We start from the raw sequence: 22,203 nt of genomic DNA on the forward strand, positions 1-22,203 counted from the left end.
TAATTGGCTGCTTGGTCTATTTATACCCTTAGTCTTATTTCAGATCGTCAAGGACTTTCCCTATTCGCGTATTAATCTGTTGCATTTGTGGTGAATAGCTATTTATTCCTTGCTCCGGGTTCTGAGCGATTAGTTCACAAGTTTTTATTCTTAGTCTGCAATATTTGATGAGCGTTTGGTTACGCAGGTGTAACCGGTTAGAGAGGTTCATTTTATCCAATTCGGTGATCAATTCAATACCATTGCTCCATGCTGATTTTCCGTGTTGCAGTGCCCGAACTAGTTCTTCCCCCGTATTGTTTTCCTGTCCCCTTAGTACTTTTAATGCATCGGTATCGATTTTATAAAATTCCTGGATCTGCTTCTGATAGGTGACCTTGTCACTATTGGCTAGGTTAACGTAAATTACCGCTGAAACAAGCATGACAACAGTTACCGACAATATCGGTGTAAGCCATTTTAACAAGACTTCACCTGGTTTCTGCAAAGCCGGGTAATAAGCGTATCCGATCATCAGGCCGGCAAGTAGTCCCCCCAGGTGTGCTGCGTTATCTATTCCGCCTTTGAAACTGCCGAATACTAAATTGTAAACTACAAATAGGCCGATGTTTGTTAGCAAACCTTTACGCATGGAACTCTCGATGTGATTTGTGCTTAACAGCGCAAGGAATACCCCATATAATCCGAAGATAGCGCCTGAGGCGCCAGCACTCACAGTATTGTCATGCCACCAAAGGCTGATCACACTTGCAAAAATGCCGGCCAGGAGGTATGCTGTGATGAATTTTACCCTTCCCAGAAACGGTTCTAAAAATAACCCTACAAAAGCAAGCGCGTACGTATTTAGTAGCAAGTGGATGAAACCGAAGTGAATAAAGCAGCTCGTAATTAATCTCCACCACTGACCCCCGAGCGTATAAATGGTTGCGTTCGCTCCCCATGTGGTCATGCTGGCAGCATCAGGTTCGAATACAGCTACACCCGAACATACCATGATGAGGTAGATTAAAATATTGAGTACAATTAGAATAGGGGTAAAGAAATAGCCTTTTGCCGGTTTAAAAAAGGATAGCAACCCGCCGAAAAAATGAAATTTCGGTCTGATATCAGGCTTTAAAGTATCTTCGTAAGCGGGAACAAAATCTTTTTTATAGATTTTATATTTTTCACGCACTTCATCTTCGCTGATCTCTGATTTCAACTTTTCAAATGAGAAAATAAATGCATGTACCGCGGCTTCGCTGCGTCCGTAGTCATTCAGCAGATTGGATATGGTGACACATTGCACCATGGCACCAGACTCGTTTAATTTAACAGTGATTTCTCCGTTCCAGGAATGCTCGCCATTATCGGTGTAAGCAATGACACCGGCATCTGAGATAAATCTGATGCGCCAACCGAGATATTTAACCGTTTCAAATGCAATCACCAAAAATTGCTTGTCAGTCAGCTCATTCTTAGATAAGTGTTGCTCAATTTTCATATTTCGGTGGTAGTTTTTCTGCCGGCCAGTTCAAAATAACTCCCCGGTTGTTTGATCAAAGGTATCATGACAGGTATTAAAGTCCTGCATATTATACGTTGGGCGAAATATAATAATTTTTTGGGGCATAGCCACCAAGGCTGACCAGCTGCTAGTCCGGGCAGAACAGTGGGAGCGCTCTCATATTTATTTCTATTGAAGGTGATATGTTTCACATAAAAACGGAGAAAAGAAGTCTATCTTAGACAAGAGTTTGAAAGAAAATATACGAAGAAATAGCATGAACGAGGGAATTAAAGCCAGAAAGCCAATCTTAATTGCTGGCGTGGTTATTTTAACCATCTGCTTATGCTTCATTTTCCCATTCGAGTACAATCGAACAAACTACATAACAGATCTGAAATTTACTTTTTTATCCCTGACTGTAGCCATGTTTACATTAATGTTTGGCTTAATGGGAAAGCATTTTTATAAAGGATTACTTTTTCTAATCTGCAGTGCCTTATTCAGTTTTATCGTTTGGTTTTTCTTATATCCAGCGGGATGGCTCTCACCTGTAGTGGCGGTTTGGGGAGGCATTCCATCCGGGGTTATAGCCGGACTATTATTTCTGCTATTAAATTTTGAGTTCATAAAAGATGAAAACCGATATAGATTATTCTTTAAAAGGTTGATTTCCTACTTGGTGATTTTAGGTATCGTTTCTTTTTTATTTGACAAAGGTGGAGATTGGATTTTTGATATTTCGGAGTATCTTAAGTCTAGAAAGTAGCCTGTTTTTAGCATCTCTAGGACATTACAGTTAGATAAATAATCACTAAATTGCCTCATAGTGCTCTTGCTGGAGTCATTTAACATCTTGGATAGGCATAGACACCAAGATGACAAATTTGATATGGAATCTATCAGGATCAGGAATTTAGGATAAACTTTAATGCTAAGTAAAGCAACAAATTATGACAGTAGATGAAATTTACCAAAGCATTGCAAAAAACATAAGCGGCGTTATTAAAGAGGATTGGCAAAATGCGGTCCTACGACTGGAGGTGCTGGACGGCATGGTCAGCAACACCGGTGTTTATTATGATGCAAAAGGCCATGAAAAGCAATTGGATGTCGAGGAGTTTGATTTCCAATTGACATTCGACATCCTGGAGCTCCACCAAATCACGACAGAAGGTAACGGTAGCAAGTGGAACGGGGCAGTTTATGAATTATCTTCTGAGGGCAAATTCGATATGGAGTTTATATGGGATCAGGATTTTCAGGACGAAGTCGAACGTTTAGCAAAAGATTGATGATGACCATAGACGAAATTTATTTAAACATAGCACAAAGCATTTCAAATGCTATCGAGGATGCTAATTGGGCAGAGGCAAAATTAGATATTGAAGTTGTCGCAAATGGAGTTGTCGCTTATACAGGCGACTATCAGGTTAATAACACAACAATTGATCTTTCTGTCAGAAAAATTCCACGGGATGTCAGAAATTGGCTCAGGGAATTACACAGCGTAACAACGAGTGGTGGCAATAATAAATGGAACAGGGCTATCTTTTCATTAACACCAGATGGTAAATTCAATATTGAATTTATTTGGGATCAGGATCTGCACGATGAAATCGAACGTTTAGCAAAGTCATGATTTCACGTGGTTGCATGTTTTGTTTGGTTGCCAATAGCGTTAGCAACTACTGAAATGGTATAAAAAACACCGGCAATTCTTTTCCATTTTTTGCAAATAACAACAGCGCATACCAACTTTTCCTGTCCGTAGAGTCATATCTGTTTTCAGTCTTAGTACCGGGATTACCCGAATTATCAATAAAAATTCCAGCTCTCATATCAATGGGTTGATGCATAAAGCTAGGTTATATTTCCGAACAATTGATTAATTCGACATGGGTAAATAGAAATATATTATATTAGTTGTCAACATTACAGTCTAAATTACTACCGATGATTTTCGACAAATCTGAAATGTTACTTATTTTTAATAAGTTGTTGTTTTATAGTGTCTTATAATTTGTGTATTGGTAAGTAATCACTGAAAACTACTGCATTCCTCTTACCGATGATTTAGTGGAACAAAGAAATCGCAAGGAGCAGGTGAATGGTTTTATCTGCGGGCTTTGGTAAAGATCTGTCTATCCCAGGCGGATGCTTTTCCTGCTCCAATCGATTTAGTTAGGTATATCAGCGTTTGATCGTTTGATATGATTTCACCGTAGGCTGCATGATGTCCTATGTCTTCCGGCATGATGAGTTTTCCATTTTTTAGGAATGCCTTATAGCTATCACCGCTTTCCCGCTTTTGGAACTTGCCCGTCCAGTCAATAATTGTTGCATAACCGTCTTTAAAAGATATCTCCAAATGCCTGCTCGTTTTTTTATCCAGCCATAACCCTTCAAAATGCTTTCCCGCCTGCTTCGATTTGGAGGACTGTGCCGGGCTGTTCCCGTTTGCTAGTAACAGGACCACGAAAAGGACAAAGGAATTGATATATATTGCCATCTGATTTTTCTTTAGTAGACTACACTGTTTCTAACTTAGTTTGTGAAATTAATGTTACCGGTTAGCCAGCTTTTCATAATTTTAATAACCACTGGCATCACCACCCATGTCAATATGCCGACCATGAGCGTTGCGGTTAGCAGCAACCGGAATGGAGTGGGCAGACCTATAAGTAACCAACCAGTAGCGTAATACAGAAAAAGGCTCGTTGGAAATACACCGCACAGAGTAGCAATGGCCATCTTCCATCTTGGTGGTGGATTTGGTGAACGAAACCAAGCCTCCAGACCCGTCAATTGTCTGTAGACAGCTGGTTCGGTAAGGGTGGAAGCATAAGCTTCCCACTTGTTGAACTGCTCTGAATTATAGAATGCGTCACGTTCTTTTTCGTCTTTAAATGTTCTTAATATACCAATTTCATTACTATACGCTCCTGGAAAGGAGGAGATGACTGCGGCTCCTTGCACGCCATCGTGAATAAACGATTGCCCAAGAAAATTCCGCAGAGATTCTTTAAATTCCTGTTCTTTTCCAGGAAGGATTTTTCGGGTAATTGCAACATGTATGGCCATAGTTTCTGATAGGTTACTAATTTAAAGATTTACTTTTATTCAACAAGTCTAATTTTGTTAGACTGTGTTAATAAGCTGGTTTGGAAGGAAGACCATGGTTAAGCTAATAGATATGTTTCTCTGTGGATTCATCGTTTTTTAGCCGCTTTAATTAGCTCAAGAACTTCTATCTTTGATGGTTCCATTTTTCTCAGCATACCTAGGTCATTCTTAATTAGGGTGATCGAGGAAAGTGTTTCTTGGTTCTTACCTGTTTCAAATACTTGTTCTTGCCATTGGAGCGTGGAACCATTGGTCATATCATAGGTAATAGATCTTTTGGTTGTCTGCCGGCTCTCAATATTGAGGTAGGTAATGATCGAGCTAACATTGGACCGGCTGTAATGGATCTTTTTGCTAAACCGGATCTCTTCCGGCGAGAATGCCCTGACTGAATCCAGCCAATTATGCTTATTGTAATAATATTTGCAGGTCCAGGTATCTTTTATATCTGCCTGGCTGCGCTGCGTAACGATCCTGGCCTGGGAAATTTTTTTAGTTAATTTAGGCGTATAATTCAACAAAGGGAGCGCATCAGCAATCGGATAATCGCCTATGGCATCCGAAAGCAAATTTAACATAGCCATGATCGAGTGTCTGGCTTTGACTTCTTGTTTAAAGGTAAGGTAGTAAGCGGGAAAAAGCGTATACCGGTCGGTCTTGTTTATCACTACCGTAGATAATTTGTCTTCAAATTCTATGCGCAGACTTTCTTTCATTTGCCCGCTAGAGATCAGCGATCTACGCTCGCAGAACAACCCACTGCTGGTTTCGGTAAAACGGTAAGATGCAGCTTCGGAGATTACACCGTCTCTAACTGCGTAAACGGAAAGACGGTTACCAACTGTATTTCTGCAATACAACAGACGGCTGGTATCGGAACCTTCATCGGTATTGTCAATTTTGGTAATTACTTCTCCGTAATAAGCGTCCTTTGCCTGTGCAAAGTAAATACTAGCAGAACAAATCAAGGAAAGCAGACAGCAGGTTCTTATCATGAGGTATCTCAATATTCAACTGGAAGATAAAGAAAGTTATTTAAATTACTTAACAATGATTTTTTTGACAGGCTGCCTCCATTTGACACAAATAGCTTAATTAAAGATATTATTTCAATTGGCACGCTGTCAAAGGCTTGCTGAGGGCATTATTCATTAAGATCATTTCGTTTAACTTCCTCTTGGTTTCTATCAGTCTCAATCCCGTCTTAAAAGTCTTTAGATTTTTTTATAATTTTTGAAATCTTCTTATCTATCATCAGGGTCAGTGCAATGCCTGACTTCAAAGATCTCATCATTATTTCTTCTTATATTGGTGATCTAGTAATTTTAATTAGCGAACACCATGAAGTATTTATGTTTTATCTTTTTTTCATTTTTAACGATTGCCTGCAATAGACAGGAAAAAATAGATCTATCAAGACTAAACCTGGATGAACCCATTGAAAATGTGATTGACTTTAAGGATAGAAATGCACTTGAAGTAAACACCGTGGAGTACCCATTTTGCTTTCTGATTGAAGGGAAAAATTTAGGAAAATTCATATTTGATGGAATTGATTTAAAAGGGCACAAAGTATTTTTTCAGGTTAATGCTGAACGATTGAAAACAGATAGTATTACCAAGTTTGGAGGTGGTCATTTTGCAATGCAGGGATTTAAAGACAAAACAGAGCTTTCTAAAATTTTAACAGAATATAAAGCTGACGATGTTATATATGGATTCAGATTGGAAATGAAGACTCCAGATCTAAAAAAAGAGATCCTGAAAAAACTTGAGATCCGATATGGAAAGGGAACTAAGAATCCTAATACAGATCATGGATTATATTGGAATGTAAAGAAGGAAAATAAATATGTTTTTTATGCTCCAGACTATGACAGGCTTATTGTTTTAAACAGTTCTGATTTATCAAAAAAGTGTTACTGGGACAGTATGAATGGCCTTATAGATTTTGGAGGGTGTGATAATGAAGCGTACACGAAAGACTTAACGAAGAACAGAACAGATCCAAAGGACATTAAAAACAAGCCGGTCTTAAAAATTGACAAAAACTGGAATATCAATGACCTTAACTTAGGGACTTCAACTGAAGCTGATTTCCTTAAGTCTGCCACCAGCAAAAATTTTGAAAGAGTGATCACATCGGATCCCAATGGAGTTTTACAGGAAGTTATGCATGAAAATAAATACAATAATTTCTATTTCTACTTTATAGCAGGGAAAAACGGGGAAAATGATCTGAAGAGCAATTTATTAAAAGGCTATTCTATTAATGACTTTGATGGCGTAGAAGTCTCATTTGAAAATCAATTAAAAAAAGGGATGAAAGGAGAAGATGTCTTAAAGGTCATCGATAAAAAGGATCTAATTGGAGATATAGAGTTAAAATATTCCAATACTATCGAGATTAAAAACCCAGCTTATAAGATCAATTTAATATTTGATGATAATAAATTATTTTCGAGTATGTATGTTCTAAAGAAAGAATAATCTGTTGCATTTATGGTGAATAGCTATTTATACCTTGCTTCGGGTCCTCCTTTAAAACTGCCGTATAGCCCTTAGACTGTTTTTGTGGTCTAATAACTATTCCCCAATTGCCCCAAGTTCTTTAATGACCGGTGTACCTTCCGAGTTCAGCAAAATGAGTTTAATCTTAGAAAACCTGGAAGGCTTAGTCAACATTTCAATTCTTTTATGCCCAACCGAACTACCGCCGCCAATTGTTTTCCAGTTTTGCCCGTTAAACCCTTCTAAGCGGTATTTCCGGATTCTTTCCCCTTTTGCGATGTCTTCTTTAATCACCACTCCTTTCAACAACTGTTTCTTGCCAAGATTCAGTAAAATCTCCTTCCCGCGTCCTGAGGTTGTTGCAATTGGGCGATATTTCACTTTTACTGCATCACCAAAATCTTTTAGCAATGCTATATCTTTCAAAGGAACCAGTCCGCTGCTATCCACTACAATCCCAATTAGCATGTTGGAATTACGACCTACACTCGTTATATAATTATCCAGGAATTTTTCTTTACTAATCATGTCCTGAGTGTCATCAACCCAGAACCACCAGTTCTCAATGGAAAATCAGTTTCACCCGGGCACCAGATTTTACCTCCCGGAACACCGGAGAAATCATTCTCCTTAAATCCTTTAGTGGCATCAATACCGTTGGTGGTACTCCAATTGGGATATGGCGCTAATCCATCTTCGTTTCCAATCCACCTTATCAGGTTTTTAGCGGAGGCTGGACCCTGAAAGACAACCGCATCAGGCTGGAGTTTTTTAAGCAAAGCAGCTACATCAGGACCACCTTCACTAACTGGTATCACTCCTCCATCGAACCAAATTTCGAACAGCTTCCCATAATTAGTCCATAATTCCGTTAGCTGCTGTATTACAATCTTATTATATGTTTTTTGGTCAACTGGTCCGCCCTTCTGAACAACACCGGGATTATCGACCCATAGATAACCATTGGTCGATGCACTAGCATAAATGCCCGGACGCACGCCATATTTCTTACAGGACTCGACGAAATCCTTCACCAAATCCCCCTTACCACTTTTCCAGGGACTATTTTTTACACTGTAGGCATGAGCAGCTGTGGGCCATAAGCTAAAACCTGACCCATGCTTTGCTACAAGCACCGCGTATTTTGCGCCCCCAGCCTTAGCCGCGGCAATCCACTGATCTGTATTTACTTTCGAAGGGTTAAAAACCGATGCTGGAGGATGCGAACCGTAAACCCGCCAATTGTAGTTGGGCTTAAAAGTGGGCATATCGAAGTGGAAGATTGCACCAATCTCTGCATCCGACCACTCCTGATGCGCGAGAGTTGGTAAAGCTAACTTGTCCTGAGCCGCAACAATAATACTACTGAAGGTAGCAAAGCCAAGCATTGTTGCTTTCAGCAAATGCTTTATCATGGTTTCATTTTTCATTTAGTTGGGCTTGTGACGTCATTAGTTTAACCAATAAATTTATTACAGTTCCAGACTGGAAAGATGATTTAACCAGCCTACGTGTATTTTTTATAAAATCCTTAAAATGCTCATTAACGCACCTAAAACTACCACCACCAATATAATGAGATAAAAAATAGATGGATTAAATAGACGGTTATGGAGCATTTTCTAAAATACTATTTTTTTTTGTTAAATGACACGTTAGCATCTTGAATAGGAGTAGCCCCCTTTGACATGGATTTTTAAAACTAATCAGATGTGCTTACCTATAGAAATAGGATAATAGATTTGGTTTGAATTATGTAACTTTGTATTATGGCACATACGGAGACACTTGAGGATTTCTACAAGAAAAAGTTTAATTGGTTACCTGATAACCTCAGTCAGGATATTGGACACTTTAATGTATTCAGATCAGAGGACTGTTACCTCCCCGGCGCCAAGCCTGTTCAATATAGTCGCCGGGACTTCTACAAGATCAGCCTTTTCAAGGGTAAGGGGGTTATTCACTATGCCGATAAAAGCATAGAAATGGATGGAAGTGCATTGGTCTTCTTCAACCCAGTTGTTCCTTATACTTTTGAAAATCTAAATGACAAGCATTCGGGCAGATTTTGTATTTATAAGGAGTCTTTTTTTACTGAGATGTTGCGCAGCAATGTTCATCAATTGCCGATGTTTTCTCCTGGAGCGAATCCTGTTTATGTACTTAACGCTGAACAGGAAACAGTTGTATTAGCTTTATTTGATAAGATGTTGGCAGAATTTAATTCCGACTATATTTTTAAATATGACTTACTACGTAATTACGTCACTGAGTTGATTCACTACGCTTTGAAGATACAGCCTTCTAACCGCCTCTATCAACACCCGGATGCCAATTCACGTATCACCGCTATATTTACAGAGCTTCTTGAACGACAGTTTCCCATCGAATCGCCATCACAAAGATTTGGTCTGCGCTCTGCTAAAGATTTTGCTGATCAACTATCCGTACATGTTAATCATCTTAATCGGGCTGTCCGTCAGACGACTGGAAAAACAACTACGGATCATATTATGGAGCGACTGACCAGCGAGGCCAGGGCACTTTTGCGCCACACGAACTGGAATGTTTCCGAGATAAGCTACTGTCTTGGATTCGAAGCACCCACACATTTCAATAACTTTTTCAAAAAGCAGACCAGTACTACCCCTTCGGCATTCCGACATGTTTGAATTTCGTAATGATCGGTTTGATCGACGTATACGCTCAGGTGATGTTTCGCTATATATTTGTATCGTAAAAACAAACGAAATATGGAGAAAATCAGAACTTGGTTTATTACAGGAGCTTCCAAAGGATTTGGGTTAAGCCTGGTAAAACAATTACTTCAAGCGGGTCAGAATGTTGCAGCTACCTCCCGCGATTTAAAGGCATTGGTAGATGCCGTCGGTGTTACCGCACCAAACTTTCTACCGCTGCAAGTAGAACTGAGTAATGAAGACAGTGTTGGTTGCGCCATCCATCAGACAAATGTAGCCTTTAGTAGTATTGATGTTGTAATAAATAATGCAGGCTATGGTATTGGAGGAAGTATCGAAGAATTAAGTGATCGTGAAACCCGAAATAGCTTTGAAATAAATGTCTTTGGAACGTTGAACGTTATCCGAATGGTAATGCCTTACATGCGCATTCAAAAGTCGGGACATATTATTAATATATCTTCGATAGCAGGTATAACGGGCACAAGCGGCTGGTCAGTTTACGCAGCTACAAAATTTTCGGTGGTTGGATTGTCCGAGGTTCTTGCACAGGACGTTGCTGAATTCGGAGTTAAAGTAACAGTGGTGGCGCCTGGTGCATTTCGTACTAATTTCCTAAATGCAGATTCAATCAATATCGCGCAACATACTATTCCGGAATACACTGAAGTACATAACGCGCAGAAGATGATGCTGCAAAAAGCTGGAAAGCAAATTGGGGACCCTGAAAAGGCAGCAGAAGCCATCATTGAGATAGCTCATTTAGAAAACCCTCCGCTTTACCTGTTGCTTGGCGAAGATGCCTACAATCGTGCCATGACTAAATTGGAAAAGCTGAAAAAGGATTATTTACTCAACGAAGAGCTATCGAAAGCTATGGCTTACCATGGATGATCAGCTAATTATAAAGGGGGGGGTGGATGCAGAGTTTCCATTTATAATTTTATTTTAATAACTTCCAAAAGTGATCAAAATGACACGGAATCAAATGTATCCCACTTTGCATTAGTTTTTATGAAAATACAGCTCCTAAATAAAATGACAGTTTTTTTTGCTTTAGGTCTGCTATCATTGCTGGGAATAATTGTTTCTTCAATAATCTTGACAACTCGAAACGGAATGAACGAAAGATTACAGGGCTGGGTAAACTTGCTTTGGCTGCCAGTCCCTATTTTGATCATAATTATTGACAGAATTTGCTTGAAAAAATATGGCGTAAAAAAATCAAACAAAATTCAGCTCTATATTTTAGGCGCCTTAATCTTACTCTTTATACTGAATTTACTTAGATTACAAATACAAATATAGACCATCATAAAAAGTAAGCACAATAAAAGAACATTTTCCACGCTATATTTGCATTATGAATTTACAAATGCGCATCACTTTTGATGAAAAGGACTATACCTATATTGTTTTAACGAAAGGAATAACAAGAGAAACTAATACAATCAGGATTAACTTAAAAGATATGGAGTATCAACTTGCTTACAATTCAAAGGGAGATTGGGATGTTGTTGATGCGACCGTAAACGATCATCCTGAACTCCTCAAAGCTATAGGAAGAAATATCAAACTTCGGTATAGGCTATAAACCGTATCAAATAAAAACTTACTGATCTACAGCGGTAAAGGTGTCGGATTTTTTGAAACTTTCTTTTCTTAACAATCCCTTATACTCCTCCAGTAAATTAATATACTTACCCATCCAGTAAAATGCCAGATCTGCAGGCATTTGCTGTGCGTTTCGAACCTGAGCATTTAATTCTTGTTCAGGTTCAAAACCGAAGAATCCACTTTCGAAATGGGGATGAAAGTCATAATTTATAATCCTGCCTATTTGTAGGATCAAATCTGGGTGAAGGTCATTCTTGGTGAACCAGTTGTACAAGGTGCGTCTGTTCACATGTAAGCGTCTGGATAGCTCAGTGATGTTAATCTCTTGTCGTCGAATTGCCAATTCAACGATCTCTCCGGCATTGTATTCCATATTTTTCTACCATTATATCAGATAATCTTTGTTTGAATAGATTTTTTCCCTATTCTACGAAGTTAAATGTTCAACAAATAGCAGCCAATACGGAAAATACGGAGATTTCAAGACTAAACACGCGTATTTCCCGCAAGTAAATAGCCAAACCACGCACTATAACGAGTTTATCAAAAAATATGTGAAACCGCCAAAAAAAACTATCTTGAGTTTGTTTTAAAACAATTAACCAGATATGAAACTCCTAAGATTCTATTATTTTACATTCCTTTACCACTACCGGAATAAGCCTGAAAGCTGGGTTGGTGACTTCAGAAGTGTGCTATTGGTAGAACTCAGTATATGCTGGCTGATATTGAGCCTCTGGCTATTAGCCGATCCTGGATTCTGGTCAATGGGATCCTGGACCAAGCCACTTGTACTGGGCGTAAATATCATCATCCTGATTATCCTTCAGCGGTATTTAATGAATAAGGGCAGGAGCGAGCTGATATTTCAGGAATTTAAAAGTCATCAGCTAAATAACCAAACAAACAGGGCAATCTGCTGGGCAATCTGGGCAGGATCTTTTATCCTTTTTATAGTATCAGCCGCACTGCAATAAATGTATAACTATTACCTGGATAATCCAATTCATAAGGCTTAACAGTTATACGGGACAACCTTTTATGTCATCAGGTGTTCCCGACGACCGTTTAAGCGAAAATATGGTCTGCAAAACAACTGAAGCCATCACGAACAGTAAGCCAATATAAAAGGAAACGCTTAGCTCTTTGCTTTCGTTAAAGAACAGAAAGGCAAGTATGATTGCGTATACGGGCTCAAGGTTAAAACTTAAATTTACTGTAAATGCCGAGATGCGTTTTAAAGATTCTGCAAAAAGCACATAAAGTCCTACCGTACAAAAAGAAGCAAGTAACAACAAGTACCCGGTATCTTTTAAGCTCGGAAGGAGGGATGGCGCTGGAAAATAGTGTAGGTAAAAGGGAAGTGCTATACCTAAAGCAATGGTACCCCCAATCATCTGGTAATAATTGATGATCCTGCTGTCATATTTTCTAACTAGTCGCTCGTTATAAATGGTGTAAATGGCAGCGAAAGCAGAAGAGAGAACACCCAGTCCTATTCCTAGCTGATAAGAGGAATCGAAATGGAAGATCAGGGCAATGCCAGCCAATGTGAGCAGACTTAATAAAAGCTCAGTTAGATTGAACTTCTGCCGGTTAATTATCGGACTGAAAACAGCGGTGAAAAAGCTGGTTAGACAGTAACAGACTACACCTATGGACACATTGGCGTACTTGACACTGGCGTAAAAGAATACCCAGTGTATGGTAATAAAAAGCCCGATTTTTGCAATATCAAACTTCTGTTTGGAAGTCACGCTGGTCTTTGTTTTAAACAATTTTAAAACCAGTAACAGGATAATAGAGGAGAAAAATACCCTGTACCAAACCAGGAGTCCTTCGTTAAGGGAAATGAGTTTACCGAATATGCCGGTGAAACCCGCGAGTAGTACAGCAAAGTGTAATACCAAATATGATTTTTTCATAAAAGAATTGTCTGTCTGTTCTTAAAAACAGGAACTAAAGATTAATAAATAAACGAAATGCGTAACCCAGGATTCAACGTGCTGATCAACTGATCCGCAGAACCGTAAGTTCACAGTGCATGTTAATTATTAAGGTGTAGGAGGAGGAAGACAACTCTTTCTGTTCATATCGATAATTTTAAACGAAACTAATCAAAATATTTTGAAGTCATAACAGATTTGGAAAGATAGGTTGTGCGCGAGAAAGGCGAATCTGCTACTGTAAAGGAAATGACTTTTCTTATCATAGGTTAATATACCTTAGTTTTCGGAGACGTAAATTTGAGTGAATTAAAACTAGGCGGATAAAATGGAAATAGGAATAGACAGCTTTGCGTCGGCAATGTACGGTAGCAAAACACTAAGTAGTGTAGCGGCAATGGAACAGTTGTTGGACAGGATATCTATGGCTGATGATGCCGGATTAGATGTTTTTGGTATTGGCGAACATCACAAAAAGGAGTTTTTGGATTCTGCCCCGGCAGTGATTCTATCTGCAGCTGCAGCAAGGACCAAACGGATTCGGCTTACCAGTGCGGTTACGGTGTTAAGCACCTCCGACCCTGTGCGTGTCTATCAAAATTTCGCTACACTGGATCTGATCTCCAAAGGCAGGGCGGAGCTTGTTGTTGGTCGTGGCTCGGCAATAGAAGCCTATCCGCTGTTTGGATTTGATCTCAACGATTATGACGCACTTTTTGCAGAGAAACTGGATCTCCTTTTGCGTATTAGGGATCAGGAATTTGTGAGCTGGTCGGGCAGATTCAGGCCTGCATTGCAGAACCAGCCTGTATATCCACGTGCTTTTCAGGATAAATTGCCAGTTTGGTTAGGCGTAGGTGGTACGCCCGAATCCTTTGCGCGAGCTGGATCATTAGGTTTACCACTTATGGTAGCGATAATTGGCGGTGAAACCGAGCGCTTTCGCCCTTTGATCGATTTGTACCGTGAGGCAGGTCACCGCGCAGGTTTTGCCCCTGAGAATTTAAAAGTCGGTTTGCACTCACCAGGCTATGTTGCCGCAAGTAATGAGCAGGCCATTGCAGAATATTATCCGGGATATGCAGAACTGTGGACCAAACTTGGCAGGGAGCGTGGATGGCCTCCAGTTACCAAAACACAGTTTGATCATTTGGCTGGCCCAAAAGGAGTGTTGGTACTAGGTGGTCCCGAGCAGGTTGCAGAGAAACTGCTGAAACATAGTGAATCCTTAGGGGGCGTTGACAGGTTTACTTTTCAGATGGATAATGCAGGGTTGAGCCATGAGCAGTTATTGAGATCCATAGCGTTAATTGGCGAAAAAGTTATTCCACTATTGACTAAATAATTCAAATCGGTTCTTCTAGGAACCGAAATTGAATTTTCCCTCAAATACTTTTCCAATCAAGGGTACAGGTTTTTCAACCTCGTTAGAGGCCGCGATAGCACCAAATAACAGAAGGATTAATGGAACCAGCATAATTAAATAAAAAATGATTCCCAATGTCGGAATCACTGCCAGAATGATGCTGCAAATGATACTCAATAGAATGGAAGTGATTATTACTCCCAGGGCCTGTCCTAAATGATAATTAACCAGACTGCTCTTTTCGGAGGTTTTTTTAAATTCCAGGTAAGAAACGATCCATCCAATGATGGTGAAATAGGCTACAATCGCCATTGTTTTAGTTTTCATCGAAATATAATTTAGTTTCATTAATAGATACTTATTGGCTCCAAAATTACCCTCCAGCCCACCCTAAACCAAGAAATGGTGGACTACACACCGACTACTACTTTCGATAGCGCGTCTACAATGCAACTACATAAAACAGTTAAAAGATTTTAATTCAGCTATTTAGAGTTATTTCCGGTTTTCAGAAGGATTTCTTTTTTATATTTTTGAATATGCAGCTACCACTGAAACCATTACTGATTACCACAGTTTTCTGTCTTGTTTTTTTGAAAGATACAACGGCACAAAAAATATATACCGATTCGCTGAATCACTTACTGGCACAAACTAGTCTTTCTGAAGCGGAGCGGGTAAATATTCACTGTAAACTGGCAAAGGCTAATTTTGAGAAAGACCTGCCATTGTCATTTAAACTTGCTAATGAAGCCCTCCAAATAGGTGCCCGAATGAAAGATGGCAGGGGCAAAGCCATGGCTTTTGCTACGTTGATCCATCTTTACGTCTGGAAAAAGGATCTGAAACGTGCTTATGAAAGCCGCGATAGTGCCCTGTATTATGCAGGAAAGACCAAAGATCAGGAAACCCAAGGTTTTGTATGGCTTAGAAATGGCTGGCTAGACCTTGTAAATGATGAGAATGATAAAGCAATAACAAAATTTCTGAAAGCACTTGATTTTTTTAAAGGCCAGGCGGCCTATGAATATGAAAGTACTGTGTATCATTACCTGGCGAGCTTTTATGGTTATGGAAATGACCCGGGCAAACAACGAAAGTATGCGGATCTGAGTTATGAAACCGCATTGAAAAGTAAACAAATAGATGCATTAAACACAGCATATTTTACCATTGGACAAACTTACTTTGATCGTTTTAAGCTGGACACCAGCAAACGAAATTTATTAGATTCGGCGTTAAACATTTATAAGAAATCACTCTTACTTGCTGAAAAACAAAGTGGCAGATTACTTATCCGTAGCAATACTGCAGCGATTGCACTAAATACTGCCAATATTTATTTCCAGTATTTTCCTAATACCCATAGAGACAGTGCTGAGAAATATACTGATATCGCAATGCGAATTGCAACAAACACCAACTTGCAGGAAGTTCTGGTAAACTGCTATGGCTTAAAGAGCGAATATGCCTTACGAGATGGAAATTACAATGAAGCCGAAAAGATGTTGCTAACAGGATTGAGCGCAGTAGCAGGTGGTGTTATAAAAATGCCATTAACCAAGGCCAGAATGTTCCTTGGTCTTTCCCATATTGCTGAAAAGAGAGGAGATCAGCAAGGGGCATTAAATTATTTAAAAGAGTATATTAAGTTTAACAAGGAGGCTTTTGATGAAGAGAAGATCAATAGCATCCAAAGGGTTGAAGCACAATATCAATCCGAAAAAAAGGAACAGAAAATTGCGTATTTACAGCAAGAAGCTGCCTTTAACAAAAAGCGGAATATTTTTTATATCCTGTTGGCATTAACAGGAATTACAGCATTACTCTTTTTGCTTAGGTCATATAATTATAAACTCAAAGCATCAATCAGAAAACAAGAACTAGTCGACAAAGAAAAAGGAGCTGCAGAATTACGGGCGCAATTGAACGAAGCAGAAGCAATGCAACTCCAGACAGAACAGGTTTTACTTAAGGAACGCCAGGAACGTTTGCAGAAAGAGGTATTGGCAGGCAACCTTCAGATGGAACAAAAAAATGAATTGCTGGAATTACTATCGGGAAAGGTAAGCACTGATAGCCACCTTACACTGGATGAACAAATCAAGCGAATTATACATCAGCAGAAAAGGATAGACAAAGATTTTGAGGAGCTAAAAACTGATTTTTTTGAAAGTAATCCGGTTTTCTTTGAAAGACTTCAAAAGAAAGCGAATCAAGTTCTTACCCGTCTGGATTTGAAGTATTGTGCTTATATCCTGATGGGGTTATCAAATAAAGAAATAGCAATAAGATTGGGTATCGAGCCCAAAAGTATCCGTATGGCGCGTTACAGAATCAAACAAAAGTTTGGCCTTGATAAAGAAGCTAATCTCGATAATTTTATCAGGTCCCAGGAATAATATAGATGGAACTCGTGTATTACTGGAGGGTCATTAGCTCCTGTAGATGTATTGTAGACGCAGTATTAGATGTAGTAGTCTGTATGTAGTCTCCAAATTCTAGGTTCAGGGTGGATAGAAAAATACTTTTGTATTAAGTAAATATCTACCTATGAAAAAAATAAATGTATTTGGATTATTAATGTTGACTTGCCTGGCATTTAATCTTCATGTCTTTGGTCAGCAGCAAGCAGAAAGAGTAATAAAATTAAAGCTGACTGATCCTGAAACCAAAACATCTCAGACCTATCTGCTAAATAATGTAGTGTATTCCTACACAAAATCCCAGGAGATAGGTGGTTTAGCCCAAGATCCAGGCACTTGTGCTGTTAGTATCGATTTTAAGCAGGATATGGATCCATTTCTTTTAAAATGGATTGCCGGGGAAATTAAAGAGGCCGATGGATCGATAAGTATGGAAGCAACAGAGATTGGAAAGCCCGCCAGAACAATAGCTTTTAAGGGGGGTACAAGCGGTAATGTTGCTGAGAGCTTTATGGCCAGCGACAGGACTTCGTACATCCAGATGTCTCTGTATGTTAGATCGCTCATTATTGATGGAGTTGCAATTTATACCGAACAGAAAAAATAAATAAGATATTGTGTAGCGCTCGGTACCTGGGGTAAGCGGCGGGATACCACTCTGTGTGTCCCGCACGTCCAGGTAATTCAATACAAGCTATAAAATTTAGCGGGATACTTGCTCTCCTAGCATCAGGGTATACAAATGGTTCGGTCACGGTATAATATCAACAGGTACCTTACAGGTGTGTAACAGGTCTGTGCTCCAGTTAAACCTGAGTTTAGCTGCCGTGATATCTGAGTGTTGGGCCTGCTCATAAAAAGCCATAACCGAAGAATCCTTTGATTGTAAATGGAGGATTTTGATGATACAATATAGTCATAATCAGACAACATGTTACAGGGATTTTACATCAATAAAAATTAACTTGTAATACCGAAACGAACTATAACCGATCATCAAGAACAAAGATATGAATTCCGGAAACTCAGCATCGAGCTAAAAAGCATTAAACAATAAGCCTGACCGCGCGCTGGTAATGCGTGCTGATGAACTTTCCACAATGGCGTTAATTTTTATATCAAACCTTTTATAACAATCATTAATCCTTAAATTTTAAACCATTATGAAAAAAGCAATTCAATTATCCCTGATTTTTTGCACAATTATTTTATGTGGCTCATGGACCAACAAGACAGCCAAAGTGCCATTCTCTGACGTTACCGTGTCCTTTGGAAATGGCACTTATTACAATGCAACGGTGACAGTAAGTAATTCTTCGGGCTATTATAGCTCTGTAACCGCCAACCCGCATAGTTATGCGAGTTTATATGTACCTCAGGGAACTTATAATGTTAGGGTAGAGGTTGCCGCTCCGTATGATACACCTTATCATACCTACAATTATAACTTCTATTGCGGCTCGGCCTCTAAATATGGCAGCACTTTGGCTTATTTTGAAAATGTTGTAGTTGATTATAGCCTGAGCGTTATTGTTAACTAGCAATATAGCCAATCTCGAATTATCATTGAGGGACAGTCTTGTATTTCAACACTGTCCCTTTAAAGATGCATCTTCAATATTTATAGGCTTTAACGATCATCTAGGGTCCCCTGAAAGATATTCGCCTGTTATATTTTTGTAAGCATCACTCGTGAAAGGGCCAGCTTTGCCATCAATTTTTATAATGGCACCTAATTTTACCAGCCAGCGCTGTAGCTGTTCTGCTTTAGTAGCATATTTTGATGGTGAAAAGATCACTTCCTGTCCTAATTGCCTGGTTAGACTAATCCTATCAATAATACCAGTGATCAGCTGCCTTTCAATAAAGCGTCTTAAGATAACTGCTGCACCGCATTGGGCGGATACCGCATTAGGATCATAGTGTCCATCTGACACATATTTTCCTTTATCATAGTGATTGCTGAAGCTCCAGAGGTATGGACTAGGAATAGGGTGCTCTAAATTTCTGTAGCCAAACCCGTTGTATTGTTCCAGCTTATAAAGGATGCCAGCAATATCCCAATCAGGCCATTGTTCCAGCTTTTTAAGCTTAAGCGCATCCTGCGCACTAAATTCCCATGTGTAAGGCGCTGAGCCACCAACGGGCCGGCCTGCGGGAACATGGATAGTTTTAGCTGTTAACGGATCACCGTTATGAAGGTGGGTTTTGAAATTACAGCTGCCTTCCATATAATGTATAATGCCAATGAAATACCACGGCATATTTAATGGAAATCCCACTGTCTCATAACGGTTTTTACCAGTCAGAATCTTACTTATCACTGCATCTACAGTGACATATTTCTCTGACTTAATAATGCAGGTATCAAAAAGATATTGATACTGCGCCCTGAGCGCCGGATTGTAATTTATTTTTGACATGATAGATTCTTGTCATCATTACCTAATTTAAGGATAATTTAGCGTAATTAAAACAATTGTTACGCTGACTTAATGAGACTATCTATCTATTGATAGCTCAGACTTTAAGTTTATCAATTATAATATTTTATAAAGTACTAATTACCTCAGTAGGTGCCTTTCCGAATTTCTTTTTAAAGGAATGAGAGAAATGAGAAAGGCTTTCAAATCCAAGTTCAAGGTAGATAGAAGATGGCTTCCTTTGCTTATTCTCTATAAGATGCCGGGCCTCTGTCAACCGTTTTTCCTGTAGCCAGTGTCGGGGTGACATATTGAATACTTTTTGAAAATCACGCTTGAAGCCAGCAAGACTTCTTCCGGTTAGTTGTGCGAATTTTTCAACGGGAACATTGAAATGAAAGTTGCCTAGCATGAATTTTTCCAGATCCATCTTGTACGGCTCTGAGAAATCGAATAGAAAATCCTTGAGTTCGGGAAGCGTATACAGTAGCAGCTGAACTGCTTCTCTCACCTTAAGCATCCCCATATCCCTGGTGATTTTTTCTTCTGAATGGCGCACATAGGGTATTATGGATTGGAAAAAGCCATGTAGAAAATCATTTTCCGGAATAAGAACATTGGACGAACCAGTATATTTGCGCCTGGTATCTATTTGCTGCTCCAGGGCAACCTGCCGGAGCAAGTCTTCCTTTAGGCAAATGATAATTGTTTGATAATCCTGACCTTCCAGCGGTGTTTTGGTAATTTCTCCCAACTGATTTTTCCGTATCAGCAGCATCTGGCCACCTTTCATCGAAACCTTTTGGCTGGTGGTCTCCAGAGTAAACTGTCCCGAAACCTGTAACACTAATGTACTGTGCTCAAAAAAACCCACTTTCTCTTTTCTTTGAGCAGAGAAATATGAATAAAAGATCACTCCAGGAATTATTTCAGTTGGATTGGTCATGATGTAAAGATATTAAAATAGCCGGGGCTTTTTAGCCCCGGCTATTATCGTTGCAGGTAGGTGCCACCAAGGATCGCTCCTGGCGAAAATTGTGCGTTAAGGGCGTTAGCCTCTTCCGGACTGAAAATTATCTCCATTGCTTGCATATTCTCCGGTAGTCTTGATCTGCGGCTCATGCTTACCAATGGCATAATATGTTCGCCCTGAGTGTTGACCCAAGCAATAGCCAGTTGTGTCGGGGTATATCCTTTTTCTTTTGCGATTTGCCTTAATACTTCAACTTTTTCCAGATTTTTAATGAGATTCTCTCCTTGAAAACGTGTGAAATGATTATGATGATCATTAGCTGGGAGTGGTGCGGTCATCTCCCCCGTAAGCAAGCCTTCGGCGGTGTTGGCAAACGCAACTACACCGATACCCAATTCTTTGGCTGTTGGAAGCAGGTCGCTTTCTATCTGGCGATCGGCCAGTGAATACCCGATTTCCAATGCAGTTACAGGGTATATGCTATTCGCCTCACGCAGTTGCGTTGGGGTAATTTCAGAAACGCCAAGGTGGCGCACCTTTCCTTCCTTGATTAAGTCAGCGACAGTCCCTATGATGTCTTCAATTGGTACACTATCGTCAATTCTGCATGGTTGATAAAGATCAATGGTATCGATACCCAAGCGTACCAAAGAATAATTGATAAAATTCTTGATGGCCATTGGACGCAGGTCCAAGCCAAGCCACTGGCCATTGTAAAAGATCGCACCAAACTTTACACTGATGAAAGCATCATGCCTTCTGTTTTTGATGGCTTTGCCGATCAGCAGCTCGTTGTGTCCGCTGCCATAAAAGTCTCCTGTATTTAAAAAATTGATGCCTTTATCTAATGCTTCCTGAATGGTAGCGATACTTTCGTTTTCGTCATTTACCGGGCCGCCCCAAACCGACGACATCCGCATGCAGCCTAATCCAAGTTTAGATACCAGCGGACCATTTTTGCCGAGGTTTATTTTTGTTATTTGTTCCATAACTGATAATTTACGTATTAACGAATCAAAGATCATCACTTTTGTTCACCTGCTATTTCCCATATGGCTCATTTTACTTGTCTGTGAGGCTCAACTTATCATTAGTGTAATTACATTTAAAATAAAAATTCCCATAAAAATCTTAAATTGATAAATAAAACAATCGCTGCTATGTTAAAGCAATTCTGCAAATACAACAATTGGGCAAATTCACTTTTGCTGGATGCCTTACAGACAAATTCTCAATTGCTTCCCGAATCATGTATTACACTGTTCAGTCACATCGTAAATGCGCAAAAGATATGGGTTTCCAGAATTAACGGCGTTGCATCCAATATTGGTGTGTGGCAAGTAAACGATCTTGAAATATGCAGCGTGCTGCTCGAAGAAAGCGCAAATGCTTTGTCAAAGATAGAATACCTGGAAACGGCAGACTCACCGATTATAAAGTATACAACCTCAACTGCTGGCTATTTTGAAACATCCGTTAATGATATTTTGCTGCACGTTTTTAATCATGGCACCTATCACCGTGCGCAAATAGCTAAAGAAATGACGATGCATAACATTAAACCGGTTAATACGGATTACATACAATTTATGAGGTTACAAAAATGTAATGAGATTTAATCAAGATGTAA

At 39.4% G+C, this 22,203-nt stretch carries 26 protein-coding genes; 13 read left to right on the forward strand and 13 right to left on the reverse strand.

Annotation, left to right across the window (positions count from 1 at the left end; all coding sequences use genetic code 11):
- Positions 1-34: 34 nt before the first annotated feature.
- Positions 35-1,483, reverse strand: a complete 1,449-nt coding sequence (locus HQN86_RS20785; protein ID WP_172662807.1) for a rhomboid family intramembrane serine protease — start codon at positions 1,481-1,483, stop codon at positions 35-37.
- 253 nt (positions 1,484-1,736) lie between these two features.
- Between HQN86_RS20785 and HQN86_RS20790 the strand changes: the two genes are divergently transcribed.
- The 3 genes from HQN86_RS20790 (at position 1,737) to HQN86_RS20800 (ending at position 3,128) form a co-directional block, all read left to right on the forward strand.
- On the forward strand, positions 1,737-2,255 hold the full coding sequence (locus HQN86_RS20790) for a hypothetical protein (protein WP_172662808.1): 519 nt from the start codon (positions 1,737-1,739) through the stop codon (positions 2,253-2,255).
- A gap of 184 nt (positions 2,256-2,439) precedes the next feature.
- The gene (locus HQN86_RS20795; RefSeq protein WP_172662809.1) at positions 2,440-2,781 is read left to right on the forward strand and encodes an immunity protein YezG family protein; all 342 of its coding nucleotides are present in this window, start codon (positions 2,440-2,442) and stop codon (positions 2,779-2,781) included.
- Complete coding sequence (locus HQN86_RS20800; RefSeq protein ID WP_172662810.1) at positions 2,781-3,128, forward strand: hypothetical protein; 348 nt, start codon at positions 2,781-2,783, stop codon at positions 3,126-3,128. Before HQN86_RS20795 ends, HQN86_RS20800 begins: the two co-directional genes overlap by 1 nt.
- A gap of 46 nt (positions 3,129-3,174) precedes the next feature.
- Here the strand turns inward: HQN86_RS20800 and HQN86_RS20805 are convergent, their stop codons facing one another.
- The 4 genes from HQN86_RS20805 to HQN86_RS20820 all read right to left on the reverse strand — a co-directional run bounded on the left by HQN86_RS20805 (position 3,175) and on the right by HQN86_RS20820 (position 5,607).
- Positions 3,175-3,327: a hypothetical protein gene (locus HQN86_RS20805; protein ID WP_216854471.1), complete on the reverse strand. Its 153-nt coding sequence runs from the start codon at positions 3,325-3,327 to the stop codon at positions 3,175-3,177.
- A 275-nt stretch (positions 3,328-3,602) separates the two neighbouring features.
- Positions 3,603-3,998 carry a hypothetical protein gene (locus HQN86_RS20810; protein ID WP_172662812.1) on the reverse strand — a complete coding sequence of 132 codons (396 nt, stop codon included), beginning with the start codon at positions 3,996-3,998 and terminating at the stop codon, positions 3,603-3,605.
- A gap of 35 nt (positions 3,999-4,033) precedes the next feature.
- A complete protein-coding gene (locus HQN86_RS20815; RefSeq protein WP_172662813.1) occupies positions 4,034-4,570 on the reverse strand; it encodes an antibiotic biosynthesis monooxygenase in 537 nt (178 codons plus the stop codon).
- A 128-nt stretch (positions 4,571-4,698) separates the two neighbouring features.
- Positions 4,699-5,607, reverse strand: a complete 909-nt coding sequence (locus HQN86_RS20820) for a hypothetical protein (protein ID WP_172662814.1) — start codon at positions 5,605-5,607, stop codon at positions 4,699-4,701.
- Between the two features lie 346 nt (positions 5,608-5,953).
- Here HQN86_RS20820 and HQN86_RS20825 point away from each other — a divergent pair, with 346 nt between their 5' ends.
- On the forward strand, positions 5,954-7,102 hold the full coding sequence (locus HQN86_RS20825; protein WP_172662815.1) for a hypothetical protein: 1,149 nt from the start codon (positions 5,954-5,956) through the stop codon (positions 7,100-7,102).
- A 96-nt stretch (positions 7,103-7,198) separates the two neighbouring features.
- Here HQN86_RS20825 and HQN86_RS26760 read toward each other — a convergent pair whose 3' ends face one another.
- Together HQN86_RS26760 and HQN86_RS26765 are read right to left on the reverse strand one after the other, a co-directional pair.
- Entirely contained in the window at positions 7,199-7,651 is a 453-nt protein-coding gene (locus tag HQN86_RS26760; RefSeq protein WP_216854472.1) for a hypothetical protein, read from the reverse strand.
- Positions 7,648-8,553, reverse strand: coding sequence for an alpha-L-fucosidase (locus tag HQN86_RS26765; protein WP_216854473.1), 906 nt, complete (start codon positions 8,551-8,553; stop codon positions 7,648-7,650). The genes HQN86_RS26760 and HQN86_RS26765 overlap by 4 nt, the downstream gene beginning before the upstream one ends.
- Positions 8,554-8,892: 339 nt before the next feature.
- On the opposite strand from HQN86_RS26765, the gene HQN86_RS20835 reads away from it, so the two are divergent.
- From HQN86_RS20835 to HQN86_RS20845, 3 genes are all read left to right on the forward strand, one after another.
- Complete coding sequence (locus HQN86_RS20835) at positions 8,893-9,795, forward strand: helix-turn-helix domain-containing protein (protein WP_172662816.1); 903 nt, start codon at positions 8,893-8,895, stop codon at positions 9,793-9,795.
- Between the two features lie 81 nt (positions 9,796-9,876).
- Positions 9,877-10,716, forward strand: coding sequence for an SDR family NAD(P)-dependent oxidoreductase (locus HQN86_RS20840; protein WP_172662817.1), 840 nt, complete (start codon positions 9,877-9,879; stop codon positions 10,714-10,716).
- Positions 10,717-11,185: 469 nt separating this feature from the next.
- Complete coding sequence (locus HQN86_RS20845) at positions 11,186-11,416, forward strand: hypothetical protein (protein WP_172662818.1); 231 nt, start codon at positions 11,186-11,188, stop codon at positions 11,414-11,416.
- 18 nt (positions 11,417-11,434) lie between these two features.
- On the opposite strand, the gene HQN86_RS20850 is transcribed toward HQN86_RS20845, so the two are convergent.
- Complete coding sequence (locus HQN86_RS20850; RefSeq protein ID WP_172662819.1) at positions 11,435-11,812, reverse strand: hypothetical protein; 378 nt, start codon at positions 11,810-11,812, stop codon at positions 11,435-11,437.
- Between the two features lie 235 nt (positions 11,813-12,047).
- Here HQN86_RS20850 and HQN86_RS20855 point away from each other — a divergent pair, with 235 nt between their 5' ends.
- Positions 12,048-12,416 (forward strand): hypothetical protein, encoded by a 369-nt coding sequence (locus HQN86_RS20855; RefSeq protein ID WP_172662820.1) that lies wholly within the window; start codon positions 12,048-12,050, stop codon positions 12,414-12,416.
- A gap of 45 nt (positions 12,417-12,461) precedes the next feature.
- Here the strand turns inward: HQN86_RS20855 and HQN86_RS20860 are convergent, their stop codons facing one another.
- Positions 12,462-13,364, reverse strand: coding sequence for a DMT family transporter (locus HQN86_RS20860; protein ID WP_172662821.1), 903 nt, complete (start codon positions 13,362-13,364; stop codon positions 12,462-12,464).
- Positions 13,365-13,713: 349 nt separating this feature from the next.
- On the opposite strand from HQN86_RS20860, the gene HQN86_RS20865 reads away from it, so the two are divergent.
- Positions 13,714-14,730, forward strand: coding sequence for an LLM class flavin-dependent oxidoreductase (locus tag HQN86_RS20865; protein WP_172662822.1), 1,017 nt, complete (start codon positions 13,714-13,716; stop codon positions 14,728-14,730).
- 15 nt (positions 14,731-14,745) lie between these two features.
- On the opposite strand, the gene HQN86_RS20870 is transcribed toward HQN86_RS20865, so the two are convergent.
- On the reverse strand, positions 14,746-15,078 hold the full coding sequence (locus HQN86_RS20870; RefSeq protein WP_172662823.1) for a DUF4870 domain-containing protein: 333 nt from the start codon (positions 15,076-15,078) through the stop codon (positions 14,746-14,748).
- A 212-nt stretch (positions 15,079-15,290) separates the two neighbouring features.
- On the opposite strand from HQN86_RS20870, the gene HQN86_RS20875 reads away from it, so the two are divergent.
- The 3 genes from HQN86_RS20875 to HQN86_RS20885 all read left to right on the forward strand — a co-directional run bounded on the left by HQN86_RS20875 (position 15,291) and on the right by HQN86_RS20885 (position 18,718).
- The gene (locus tag HQN86_RS20875) at positions 15,291-17,153 is read left to right on the forward strand and encodes a LuxR C-terminal-related transcriptional regulator (RefSeq protein WP_172662824.1); all 1,863 of its coding nucleotides are present in this window, start codon (positions 15,291-15,293) and stop codon (positions 17,151-17,153) included.
- Between the two features lie 151 nt (positions 17,154-17,304).
- Positions 17,305-17,784, forward strand: coding sequence for a hypothetical protein (locus HQN86_RS20880; RefSeq protein WP_172662825.1), 480 nt, complete (start codon positions 17,305-17,307; stop codon positions 17,782-17,784).
- Positions 17,785-18,340: 556 nt separating this feature from the next.
- Positions 18,341-18,718, forward strand: coding sequence for a hypothetical protein (locus tag HQN86_RS20885; protein ID WP_172662826.1), 378 nt, complete (start codon positions 18,341-18,343; stop codon positions 18,716-18,718).
- Between the two features lie 96 nt (positions 18,719-18,814).
- Here HQN86_RS20885 and HQN86_RS20890 read toward each other — a convergent pair whose 3' ends face one another.
- The 3 genes from HQN86_RS20890 to HQN86_RS20900 form a co-directional block, all read right to left on the reverse strand.
- The gene (locus HQN86_RS20890) at positions 18,815-19,600 is read right to left on the reverse strand and encodes a hypothetical protein (protein ID WP_172662827.1); all 786 of its coding nucleotides are present in this window, start codon (positions 19,598-19,600) and stop codon (positions 18,815-18,817) included.
- Positions 19,601-19,727: 127 nt separating this feature from the next.
- Entirely contained in the window at positions 19,728-20,546 is an 819-nt protein-coding gene (locus HQN86_RS20895; protein ID WP_172662828.1) for a helix-turn-helix domain-containing protein, read from the reverse strand.
- 44 nt (positions 20,547-20,590) lie between these two features.
- A complete protein-coding gene (locus tag HQN86_RS20900; protein WP_172662829.1) occupies positions 20,591-21,562 on the reverse strand; it encodes an aldo/keto reductase in 972 nt (323 codons plus the stop codon).
- A gap of 171 nt (positions 21,563-21,733) precedes the next feature.
- On the opposite strand from HQN86_RS20900, the gene HQN86_RS20905 reads away from it, so the two are divergent.
- Complete coding sequence (locus HQN86_RS20905) at positions 21,734-22,192, forward strand: DinB family protein (RefSeq protein ID WP_172662830.1); 459 nt, start codon at positions 21,734-21,736, stop codon at positions 22,190-22,192.
- Positions 22,193-22,203 lie beyond the last annotated feature (11 nt).

Origin of the sequence: Pedobacter panaciterrae (genome assembly GCF_013204795.1) — a bacterium.
In the GTDB taxonomy this organism is placed as follows: domain Bacteria; phylum Bacteroidota; class Bacteroidia; order Sphingobacteriales; family Sphingobacteriaceae; genus Pedobacter; species Pedobacter panaciterrae.